A 10868-nucleotide genomic window follows, 5' to 3' on the forward strand; every position below is an offset into this window, starting at 1 on the left:
TTTTAGAAAAAGGATGAAGAGATGGAAATCAGTGTTGGTGAAGTGGCAAAGCGTTCTGGCGTTAAGGTATCTGCATTGCACTTTTACGAGCAAAAGGGGTTAATTTCAAGTTGGCGGAATCAAGGAAATCAACGCCGTTATCATCGTAGTGTGCTACGTCGTGTTGCGGTCATTAAAGCCGCGCAGCAGGTGGGCTTGTCATTAGAAGAGATAAAGCAAGCACTGGAAGAATTACCTAAGCACCAAGCACCGAACAAAGTTCAATGGGAAACCATGGCAAGCCATTGGCATGAGCAGTTAGAGCAGAAAATTCAGAAACTCAAGGCATTGCAAAGTGACTTAGGTAGCTGTATTGGCTGTGGTTGTTTGTCATTAGAAACTTGTGCATTAAGAAACCCGGAAGACGTATTAGGGAAAGATCATGCAGGGTCGAATTTGACGCTAGATGAAGAAGGGTGAACGCCTTCTCCACCTGCATACTTTAAGATTTGAATGTGGATTATTGTTCTGCGGCTGAGTACAGCAAGCGTTCGAATCGTTCATGGCCATGAAGAAGTTCAAGGTCTTGCTCTTCCGCTAGCAGATCTCGAATTGATGGGCTGGTGTCTATCGCACGTTCAAGATCTTCAATCGCTTGTTCTTCTATCCCTAAGCGAGAGTATGCACAAGCACGTTGATACAACGCTGGGCCGTTGGTGTCATCGACTTCAAGTACGCGGTTACAGAGGCTCAATGCCCAGTGGTACTCTTTGATTTCCATTGCTGCGTCTGCTTTGTATGTAAGTGCTTCTAAATCTCCAGGTCGAACTAGTAAGATCTCATCGTAAATATCGATACGCTGCTCAGGTGTTTGTGAGCTTTGTGCACGCAACCATAAGTTGTGGATTTCGTTGATTTTCTCAATCTCTTTGTTGTTCTCACTGATGATACGCGTTTTGCGTTTTAAATCGCGTTCTAATTCTAGGAATTTTTTCTCATATTCTTGAGCAATTTTTTCGAGGCGTTTGTCCGCCATTTCTGTGGTGTTGTTCTTAAATTCGCGAAGAGATTGCCAACCAACAAAGGCGATCAAAGAAGCGACACCAGCAATGATGTAGAAGAAGTAAGTGACCGTTACGTTGGCGTAGTTCAACGATTTGTCCGCGACAGTCAGTTCACGATCGGTGATTTCGACGATCATTCGTCGCTCCAGATCTTGTTGTTCCTGACGCAGTGATTTCAGTTCATCGAGGATGTAGCGTTCCATCAATGGTCTGTCTAGCATCTCGGACTCTGAGTATTTTTCTTCTGATGCAAGAGTTGGAAAGGAGAGCAGAGCAGCGAAGAAGATGCCGATGATTAAGCGCATAGAACGTCCTTTTGCGTCGAGAATGGATGAATCTCTGAAACCATAGCAAATACAGACAAGGTTTAGCAAAAATCAGATGAAAAATGCTTGTTTTATAAAGTGTTCTGATGGGCTCATATCTTGTTCTTTTGATCATGAATGGATACTCTTTTCGGCTAGTAAAGCGATGGAAAAGCAGAATCAAGGAACAGAAGTATGGACGCCAAAGCACAAGCTTATCTTACCCATTATATGGAGACGCTCTCTGAACAAGAGCAAGCAGCGATTCCCTCAGTAAGTGCTGATTATTATTGTGCTGACGAGTACAACGCCAATACTTGTGCTGAGCTGGTGAGAATCGGCCAGAAAACGGCTTCTTGCAGTATGGAGCTCTGGTACAGCGAACACGGAGAGGTGATGCCTCAAGTCGGGCACTTACAAGTTGTGACTAATTGGGACGGCGAACCTGTTTGTATTATTCAAATCACAGACATCAGTACCTGCCGATATTCGGACGTGAGTGAAGAGTTTGCCCAAGCTGAAGGGGAGGGCGACCGCACAATAGCTTGGTGGCGAGAAGCGCACACTAAATTCTTTAAAGCGGAATGTGAGGAGCTTGGCATCGAGTGGCACGATCAACGTTTATTGGTGCTTGAGCATTTTAGAGTTGTTTACCCTATATCCAAGTAACCCAACTAAAAAGGTTTGGCGCGTTGCCAAGCCTTTTCATTAAATACGATGATTTACGCCAATTGTTCTTGGCTATAGAGCCGTTGGAGCAGCGCTTGCCATTCTTCTCTTAATACGCCGTATTTGATGGAGTCGTAGTACTCGCCTTGGTAGTAACGTACTTTACGAATCCGGGCTTCCTGTTGCATGCCAAGCTTTTCTGCGCAACGCATCATTCTTGGGTTACCAGACCACGTTGTTAAACCAACTCGTGCTATGTCTTGGGTTTCGAATATATGGCTAATCCAAGGCACTAGCGCACAAAAGCCCAACCCTTTATCCCAATAGTTCGAATCGTAAATGACGATGCCAGCTTCAAGCCAGCGAGTGCTCTCACATTCCCAATACCAACTCACTGAGCCAACAGGCTTACCTTCGAACTCAATCAATAACATGTCTTCGCCTTTTAGTAGGCGTTGAAAGGTGTGATTACGAAAGCCTTCTAATGTTGGTGTTTGATAGGGGAAGTAAGGACCATTGAATTGCGCCCAGCGTTCATCCTCAGTGATGAGCTTATAGAGCGCTTTGGCTTCTTCCGGAACGGTTCGTCTTAATGTGACGCCTTGGAAATGGTACATAACACTCCTTTTAGTAACGAATAAGAGTAACGAATTAACGTTTGACCGCAGTGACGCTGAACATGTGCCAATGTTTTGCATTGCCGAGAGCAGTGCTGCCATCTTCATCCCGCTCATGGAAGTGGAGAATGTCATATCCTTCAAACAATGCTTCGACTTGCTCTCTGGTGAACGCACTGATGTCTGGATGCGTTTTGGCTTTGACCCAAGAGTCTTTCACGCCCAGTAAATCCCCACAAAAAACACCGCCGGAGACTAAGGCTGAGTCGATTCTTCGCCATACGCTTTCAAAGTGCTCACTAGGGCAAAAGAACAAACTCGCACTGGCAATGAACAAGCTGCATGGCGGGTAATCAAAGTCACTAAAGCAAGACTGCGATATGGAAAAGTTAGGATTGCCTTCGAAACGCGTCAAGCAAGTTTCCACCGCATCTTGATGAGTGTCAAACGCGTAAACGGTAAAGCCTTGATTGAGGAGGTAGTTGGAATCTCGACCGGTACCGCATCCTGCATCAATGGCGATTTTGTTGTCGAGCGTAAGCAGATTGGCGGCACGTTCTACGTTTGGTCGGTGAGGTTGGCTCGCAACCTTTTGGTAGTATTCGTTCCATGTTACTGACATTGAGATTCCTTTCTTATGTGTAAAAACGCTACTCAGTGCTGAATAGCGTTTTGATTTAGACTAGCTGACGTTATCTTTCGCTGGGAAGCTAAAGCTGATCCTCGATTGGCAGGATGCCCGAGAACCAAGCGCCCATTTTTCTCCACACACTGGCTTCTGGCTCTGAATCAAATTCTTCGCCTGTTGCTTGATCAATCCATGCGATATCACCATCTTTGATGATGAGTTGATAGGCATTTTCTTTCAACTGCTCTGGCAAAACGGTTTGTTGTTTTTGCACGTACTCTGGTTGCTCTATAACTACGCCCATCTCTGTATTGAGCTCAGCCGAACGCGGATCCCAGTTCATCGAACCTACAAACAAGGTTTTCCCATCGATCATCATGGCTTTGGCGTGCAGACTCGCTCGGCTGCTACCGGTTAAGCTCCATTTACTTTTAATTTTCGCACTGGCTTTTACTTCCCAAAGTTTAATGCCCGCTTTGACCAAATCTTCTCGGTACTTGGCGTACCAACCGTGGACAGCGAACACATCGTTTGATGCCAAGCTATTGGTCACGATGGTGATATCAATCCCTCGTTTTGCCGCATCAGTCAGAGCTTTTGTTCCGGATTCTGTCGGCACAAAGTAAGGGGAAATTAGAACAAAAGAATCTTCAATGTTCTCAAGGAGTTCACCTAAGTTTGCGACCAGTTGGCTTTCTTGAGTGGCAATCTTATCGGGTAAATCGAACCACACTTGGCCTTGTCCCCAATACAGTTTCAGTTTGCCTTGTTGGAGCTCCTCGTACAGGTCTAACTCTTTGAAGTTATAGGGACCGATAGAAAACTTCTCTTCCAATTTGAGTTTTTTTACTTGCGCTTGAATCGCATCGTCTGCCACTTTTTCAGACTCAGGCACAATCCATTCCATTGGGATGGCATAGAGACTATTCCAATACAAATCGAATTGGTCAGCAGTTTGCGTCACGGCCTCGCCATATAGCATCAAATCGAAATCACCAAACTCGACATTGGACTCGAAAGAGAAGTATTCATTACCAATGTTTCTGCCGCCGACAATGGCAGACACACTATCGGAAATCAGAGCTTTGTTGTGCATGCGACGATTAAGGCGGTCAAAGTCACTTGCCAGTGCAAATACACGCGCATCTCTATATTGGTGTGGGTTAAACAGTCGGATTTCGATGTTTGGGTGAGCGTTCAGCTCTGCCATTCCTGCATCGTTTCGCTTTTGCATGTCATCTAGAAGCAGGCGAACGCGTACACCACGTTTTGCTGCTTCATACAAACGCCACGTCATTAGCTGACTGGTTTCATCACTGCGGTAGATGTAGTACTGCAAATCTAGGCTTTTTTCGGCAGACTCAATCAGTGCGATTCGAGCTAATAGCGCATCGTTTCCCTGATTAAGAGGGTAAAAGCCAGTATCTGAGTTCGGGTCTTTGTTGTAGCTTTCAAAAAATTCTGCCAAAGATGAGTCATTTTGATAACCGAACTGAAAGCTGGTGGATTTCTCACTTGGATCTCTTGGCTGAATTGAGGAGCAAGCCGAGACAAGTACAAGCATTGAACCGAGTAAGGCTTTAGAGAGAGAACGTAGCAATGCACACTTCCTTGTTAATACACAACGTAACTCTTTGATTATATATCAAGCTTTAAATCTGGGTAATGCGAGTGATTGTAGCCAAGTCGCAGATTTCTCAATAAACCAACCGAATCTGAATGACTCGATATGGCTTTTGGAAGGCATATTATTCGGGCGGACAATATCATGTTTTTTACTTATGTTTTACTCAGAAATGGTCAATATCACTAATATCTGGTGGTAATTACCAATACTGCACTGAGAAAAATTACCGTTTCAGCTTAACTTATTGATATTTAAAGGGTAAACGTTTGGCATGACGATTGCGTATAAATAGTGAGCGTGAGAGGTCGTAACTTGCGGAGATGGTTAAGTTTTTGTTAATTTTATTAACTTGCCATGGATAGTTCTTTTGTGATTGATAATCGCGAAACACAGCGGAAGCACGGCGCTCTTATAAAGTTGTCTATTTCAGATGCAAACACTCACTGTTTGTCCGCGGGGAGTAGGAGATTGGGTTATCGAACGTTTGGTTTGTTAATTCATCTCTAAGGCTAAGGCCTGACGGGGATGAACAGGAGAATACAAAAATAAAAAAGGATTTTTGATGTTAGCAAAACCAGTATTACGTTGGCTTTTACCCTTCGTCGTAGTTGGTGGTTCTTATGCGGGTTATGCCGCGATTGCCGCTACTGCGCCCGAAAAAGAGTCAATCAAAGACACCATAACTGAACCCACAGTACAAACCTCTTCACTTTTTCCTACCGATCATAAAGTTGTTATCACCAGTCACGGTGAAATGCGTCCATTCGAAAAAACGCACTTAGCAGCGCAAGTTAGCGGCGAAGTGATCAGTTGGCACCCAAATTTTGTGACGGGTGGAATCGTAAAGCGTGGTGAAGTGTTGTTCACGATTGAAAGTGATAACTATGAAGCGGCTGTTCTACAAGCAGAAGCGGGCTTGGCAAGTGCACGTGCTGCGTTGATCGAGGAACAAGCCAAAGCGGAAGTCGCAAAACGCCAAGCGAAAAAGTTAAGCGACAAACAAGTCACAGACCTTTACCTACGTAAGCCCCATGTCTTGAGTGCTCAGGCGCAAGTCAAGTCTGCTCAAGCTGCGTTGAAGCGAGCTAACCGCGACCTAGAAAACTGTAAAGTGATTGCGCCATACGATGCACTTGTTGTTGAGCGTGATATCGGTGTGGGGCAGTTTGTCTCTTCCGGCTCTCGCGTTGCAACCTTGAACAATATCGAAGTGGCGGAGATCCACGTTCCTATCGCTGGTTTTGACAGTGCATTCCTTCCTGAATCTTTGAAAGAGCTACGTGCGACTGTAACCCAGCAAGGCATTCTATCGACCACTCGTGAAGGTAAAGTGGTTCGCGATCTCGGCATGATCGACAGCGCGACGCGCATGATCAATATGGTGATTCAAGTTCGTGACCCATATGGTCTAGACAATAATCAGCCACCGATTAAGTTTGGTTCATACGTTGAAGTGAGCTTTACCGGTAAAGAGCTCAAGCACATTTATCGTCTCCCTCAGGAGTTAGTAAAGAACCGCACCGTTTGGGTCGTGAATGGCGAAAACGAACTGCAACCGAGAACCGTCAATGTACTTCGTGCAGAAGGTGAGTTCCTACTTGTGGGGGAAGGTCTTGAGCAATCAGACAAGTTGGTTCTGACGTTACCTGAGTACCCGCAAAAAGGCATGGCTGTCCAAGTCGCAAAAAAGAATGACGACTCCGAAACCGTCGTACAGTAAGTAGGAGTCAATCATGGAAGAGAATCAACAAAAGGGCATCATTGCCTATTTTGCGAACAACTCTGTCGCCGCGAACCTAATGATGGTGTTTATCATCGTAATGGGTATCGTGAGCTTCATGTTCATTCAACGACAAATGTTCCCGAACGTTGAAGTTAACTACATCAACATTCGAGCAGCTTATCCTGGTGCCTCTCCGCAAGAGATTGAAGAGAGTATCTTGGTTAAAGTCGAAGAATCGATCAAAGACGTCACTGGCATCAAAAAGACAGTGGCACGAGCTTCTCGAGGCAGCGCTTATGTATCGATAGAAGTGGATGTGAATGCCGACATCAAACGTGTATTGGACGATGTAAAGCAACGGGTAGATACCTTATCCAATTTGCCGGCAGGCATGGAACCCATCAACGTTTATCAGGTGGAATGGCGACAAGAGGTAATAGAAATGGGCTTGGTGGGCGATAGACCACTAGAAGAGCTCAAACCTATCGCTAAGCAAGTTGAAGATGAATTACTCCAACTGAAAAATGTCATGCTGGTGGATCTTAATGCACCAGAAGAAGAGATTGCTATCGAAGTTGATCCTCTGATTCTTCGTAAATATGACTTAACATTAAGTGATGTGAGCAACGCGATTCGTCGTTACTCAGCGAACTTTTCTGCAGGTGAAGTAAAAACCAACGCAGGTATGATCGCAGTACGTATTGAGAACCAATACTACCGTGGTGATGAGTTCCGCAATATTCCAGTTAAGCTTGGCGCAAACGGTGCAAAAGTTCTGCTACAAGATATCGCAACGATTAAAGATGGCTTTACTGAAGAAGATCGTTACTTCGAATACTCGGGGCAAAACGCGATCTACATGGCGGTTCAAGCCACGCGTGATCAAAACATCATCCCAGTTGCTGAATCCGTTCGTAACTACATCGAAGCAAAGAACAAAACCTTACCTGATGACATTCAACTGAAAGTTCTCGTTGATATGACCTACTACCTAAATGGTCGTCTCGACATGATGCTGAAGAACCTTCTTCAAGGTGCCGCTTTGGTTGCCATCATGCTCTCAGTATTCCTTCGTTTCCGCTTAGCAATGTGGGTAATGTTGGGGCTACCAGTGTGTTTCTTAGGCGCAGTGATGATGATGCCAATGCTGGGTATCACCGTGAATATTGTGTCTTTGTTCGCCTTTATCATGGTGCTCGGTATTGTGGTGGATGACGCCATCGTAACCGGGGAAAGTGCCTACAGTGAGATCGAAGAGAAGGGTGGTGGTGTTGAGAACGTTGTGACGGGTGTTAAGCGTGTCGCGACTCCGGCTACCTTTGGTGTGTTAACCACGATAGCGGTGTTTGCCCCATTCCTACTTTCAAGTGGGATTGATAGTGCCTTCTTCTACGGCATTGCGGGTGTGGTGATCCTGTGTCTAATCTTTAGCTTGATTGAATCAAAGCTGATCCTTCCAGCTCACTTAGCACACACTAACTTTACACCAATCAAAGCGGGCGGTTGGCGTGATAATTTCAACAAGCGCTTCTTCGGCTTTGTTAATGGTCCTTACCGAAGCTTCGTTAAGGTTTGTACTCATTGGCGTTGGACCGTGTTTGCCTTTTTCTGTGGTCTGTTGTTGATTAGTGCTGCTTTAGTTAGCTCGAACTACGTGCGTGTGATTCCAAGCCCTAAAGTACCAACGGATTATCCGGCGATTACGATTGAGATGAATGACACGGTATCGAGCGAGCAAACCATCAATGCGTTAAAAACCATTGAAGGCGTGATGCAGAAAATCGAAAACCAGATCATTGATGAGCATGGTCAGGGGATGATTCGTGATGTGCTTTCTTATAACCGAAGTCGTACTGAAGGTCGTATTCTTGTACCGCTTGTGGATGAAGAACTGCGTCCATTCAATACCTTTGAACTTGCACGTCGCTGGCGTGAGGCAATGCCAGTCATACCGGGGATGAAGAGCTTTAAGATCCGTGAGCAAAGTGCAGGTGGCGGTGACCGCGACGAGTTTGGTTACTTGCTGTTTGGTTCGGACATTAACGAGCTAAACGAAGCGGGTCGCTACTTGATTGGTCGCCTCCAGCAAGAAGAAGGTCTGTACGATATTTCTTCGTCTATCGATTCCGGTAGTAAAGAGGTACTGCTATCACTAGCTCCTGTTGCTTATGATTTGGGCTTGGATCTCACGATGATCGCAGAGCAAGTCGGTGGCAGTTTCTACGGTGGTGAAGCGCAGCGCATTATTCGTGATGGTGAAGAAATTAAGGTTATGGTGCGTTACCCGCAACTGACGCGTGAAGCCTTCTCATCACTGCGTTACGCTGTGATTACCACACCAGCAGGCAAAAAGGTCATGCTTGGTGATGTGGTGAAGATCAACGAGCAACCGGGTGTGAGTACCATTCGACGTGAAGGCGGTTATCAAACCGTTTATGTCTATGGCTCTATAGATGAAGAGTTGGTTGAACCTCAAGAAGTCGTGAAAGTTATCGACGACAACATCTTACCGGACATGAAGCAAGCCTTCCCAAGCGTGAAAACGGAATTGGGTGGTGACATCGAAGAGCAAGCTGCGCAGCGTAACGAGCAAATCATGTTCTTCATTGCAGGCATGATCATCGTATACATCTTGCTCGCCGTGCCTCTTAAGAGCTACACCCAACCGCTTATCGTCATGTCGGTGATTCCGTTTAGCTTAACGGGGGCGATTTGGGGACACTTCTGGCTAGATATGGACATCAGCATGATGTCGACTTTTGGTTTAATCGCGGCAGCGGGTGTGGTTATCAACGATTCTTTGGTGATGACAGATTACGTTAACCAAGTGCGAGAAAAAGGCATGAGCATTAAGCAAGCGGTTGTTGAAGCTGGCTGTGCACGTTTTCGAGCGATCACGCTGACGTCTATTACCACCTTCGCTGGTGTACTTCCTATCATGTTTGAAACCAGCTTGCAGGCGCGTTTTGTTATCCCAATGGCGGTCGCGCTTGGTTTTGCTGTTCTGTTTGCAACTGTCCTTACCTTGATTCTGGTGCCTTGTTTGTACCTGATGCTAGAGGATATTAAAAACATCTTCCGCATTATTAAACGATTCTTTGGTCGCTTGATAGGTAAGTTCAAATCACAGTCATCAAACACTGTTGGCAACGAAAGCACGCAAAGCTAGTTTCACCTAAAGCGAAAATCTAAAGCAGCCTTCGGGCTGCTTTTTTTGTGCCTTAGGCGAACTGAAATGGACTATCTATACTATAAGTTGGATGAATGGTTAAATATTCATAAATACCGTTGGTTAATTTAACACTGTGTGTGTGAAATTCGCCATTGAGCAGATGGTAGAAAAATGAACTTTTGTTTAAGTTGTTGATATTAAAGGTTTAAAAAGTTGGCATTCTATGTGCAATGTCATAGAGTGCAACCCAATGAACTGCTAATCCCTAAGGAGCTTATTATGCAAAGCGTATTTCTATCTACTCTAGGTCTTATTGCTGTAATGTCATCACCAATCGCTGCTGCTAACACTCTAGACAAAGAAGAGTGGAGTGCGGATTTACGTCAAGAATTTACAACAATGAAGCATGAGGCGGTTGCGGACATCCAACAAATGAACATGGACGCTATTGATGAACGCGATGAACGCATTGTTAAACACATCAAAGAACAACAAGCTCAACTGGTAAAGATCAAATGCCAGAAGACAGAGGCAACCAAGTCATAACCTCTGACGACAAAGATTCCGTGTTAGTCACAAGGACGAGTGATTAACCAGATTGCATCCGATACAAGCACGACGTTAGTGAGCAGTCAGCGTCAACCTTGTTGCTCTATTTGCCAACCTATTTATGGGTTGGCTTTTTTATGCCTGTTGATTGAGGAGGGGCGCGAAAACTGGGAATTGAGTAGGAGAAATACGGCAGATAGAAAAAAGCCCGCGAAGAATACCTTCACGGGCGAAAAAAGGGCACCAAATTGGGTGTCTATTCATTTTGGAGATGGTCGAACGTCCATATCATACTGACAATAGGCTTGGTGAGAGGCTTACCACCAGTGCGACCAACGAGGCTAAAGTTAACATTGTTGTAATCATTGTTAAAATGTTAATTCTTCAATCAATGATTTCATTATCGTTAGTTCAAATTGTGAATGTGTTGTCTGTGTGTATTTATACTGTGCTAAATGTCGTTTTTGATAATAAAACTTATCATAAATCCTATAGTGATCATTGGGGTTGGTTATATAAAACTCGACATACCGCA

The 10868-nt window shown here is 45.0% G+C and carries 9 protein-coding genes; 5 read left to right on the plus strand and 4 right to left on the minus strand.

All coding sequences use genetic code 11. The features are described 5' to 3' along the window. The first annotated feature begins 21 nt into the window (after window positions 1-21). Window positions 22-459, plus strand: coding sequence for a redox-sensitive transcriptional activator SoxR (gene soxR / locus C1S73_RS20420; protein ID WP_038864987.1), 438 nt, complete (start codon window positions 22-24; stop codon window positions 457-459). A 40-nt stretch (window positions 460-499) separates the two neighbouring features. Here the strand turns inward: soxR and C1S73_RS20425 are convergent, their stop codons facing one another. Further along, window positions 500-1348 (minus strand): tetratricopeptide repeat protein, encoded by an 849-nt coding sequence (locus tag C1S73_RS20425; RefSeq protein ID WP_038864988.1) that lies wholly within the window; start codon window positions 1346-1348, stop codon window positions 500-502. A 195-nt stretch (window positions 1349-1543) separates the two neighbouring features. On the opposite strand from C1S73_RS20425, the gene C1S73_RS20430 reads away from it, so the two are divergent. Further along, the gene (locus C1S73_RS20430; RefSeq protein ID WP_038864989.1) at window positions 1544-2017 is read left to right on the plus strand and encodes an ASCH domain-containing protein; all 474 of its coding nucleotides are present in this window, start codon (window positions 1544-1546) and stop codon (window positions 2015-2017) included. A gap of 53 nt (window positions 2018-2070) precedes the next feature. Here C1S73_RS20430 and C1S73_RS20435 read toward each other — a convergent pair whose 3' ends face one another. The 3 genes from C1S73_RS20435 to C1S73_RS20445 all read right to left on the minus strand — a co-directional run bounded on the left by C1S73_RS20435 (window position 2071) and on the right by C1S73_RS20445 (window position 4862). Then, a complete protein-coding gene (locus tag C1S73_RS20435; RefSeq protein WP_038864991.1) occupies window positions 2071-2634 on the minus strand; it encodes a GNAT family N-acetyltransferase in 564 nt (187 codons plus the stop codon). A 34-nt stretch (window positions 2635-2668) separates the two neighbouring features. Then, the gene (locus C1S73_RS20440) at window positions 2669-3256 is read right to left on the minus strand and encodes a class I SAM-dependent methyltransferase (RefSeq protein ID WP_038864992.1); all 588 of its coding nucleotides are present in this window, start codon (window positions 3254-3256) and stop codon (window positions 2669-2671) included. Between the two features lie 88 nt (window positions 3257-3344). Further along, window positions 3345-4862: a phospholipase D family protein gene (locus C1S73_RS20445; protein ID WP_038864993.1), complete on the minus strand. Its 1518-nt coding sequence runs from the start codon at window positions 4860-4862 to the stop codon at window positions 3345-3347. A gap of 589 nt (window positions 4863-5451) precedes the next feature. Here C1S73_RS20445 and C1S73_RS20450 point away from each other — a divergent pair. From C1S73_RS20450 to C1S73_RS20460, 3 genes are all read left to right on the plus strand, one after another. Further along, complete coding sequence (locus tag C1S73_RS20450; RefSeq protein ID WP_009706355.1) at window positions 5452-6609, plus strand: efflux RND transporter periplasmic adaptor subunit; 1158 nt, start codon at window positions 5452-5454, stop codon at window positions 6607-6609. A gap of 13 nt (window positions 6610-6622) precedes the next feature. After that, entirely contained in the window at window positions 6623-9781 is a 3159-nt protein-coding gene (locus C1S73_RS20455) for an efflux RND transporter permease subunit (RefSeq protein WP_038864995.1), read from the plus strand. 282 nt (window positions 9782-10063) lie between these two features. Continuing rightward, window positions 10064-10330 carry a hypothetical protein gene (locus tag C1S73_RS20460; RefSeq protein ID WP_005429553.1) on the plus strand — a complete coding sequence of 89 codons (267 nt, stop codon included), beginning with the start codon at window positions 10064-10066 and terminating at the stop codon, window positions 10328-10330. The last annotated feature ends 538 nt before the right edge of the window (window positions 10331-10868 follow it).

It is taken from the genome of Vibrio jasicida 090810c, from assembly GCF_002887615.1.
In the GTDB taxonomy this organism is placed as follows: domain Bacteria; phylum Pseudomonadota; class Gammaproteobacteria; order Enterobacterales; family Vibrionaceae; genus Vibrio; species Vibrio jasicida.

Bases quoted from the DNA above. Each gene is read 5' to 3' on its own strand.
- soxR (WP_038864987.1), top strand. From the start codon at position 22: ATGGAAATCAGTGTTGGTGAAGTGGCAAAGCGTTCTGGCGTTAAGGTA.
- C1S73_RS20425 (WP_038864988.1), bottom strand. From the start codon at position 1,348: ATGCGCTTAATCATCGGCATCTTCTTCGCTGCTCTGCTCTCCTTTCCA.
- C1S73_RS20430 (WP_038864989.1), top strand. From the start codon at position 1,544: ATGGACGCCAAAGCACAAGCTTATCTTACCCATTATATGGAGACGCTC.
- C1S73_RS20435 (WP_038864991.1), bottom strand. From the start codon at position 2,634: ATGTACCATTTCCAAGGCGTCACATTAAGACGAACCGTTCCGGAAGAA.
- C1S73_RS20440 (WP_038864992.1), bottom strand. From the start codon at position 3,256: ATGTCAGTAACATGGAACGAATACTACCAAAAGGTTGCGAGCCAACCT.
- C1S73_RS20450 (WP_009706355.1), top strand. From the start codon at position 5,452: ATGTTAGCAAAACCAGTATTACGTTGGCTTTTACCCTTCGTCGTAGTT.
- C1S73_RS20455 (WP_038864995.1), top strand. From the start codon at position 6,623: ATGGAAGAGAATCAACAAAAGGGCATCATTGCCTATTTTGCGAACAAC.
- C1S73_RS20460 (WP_005429553.1), top strand. From the start codon at position 10,064: ATGCAAAGCGTATTTCTATCTACTCTAGGTCTTATTGCTGTAATGTCA.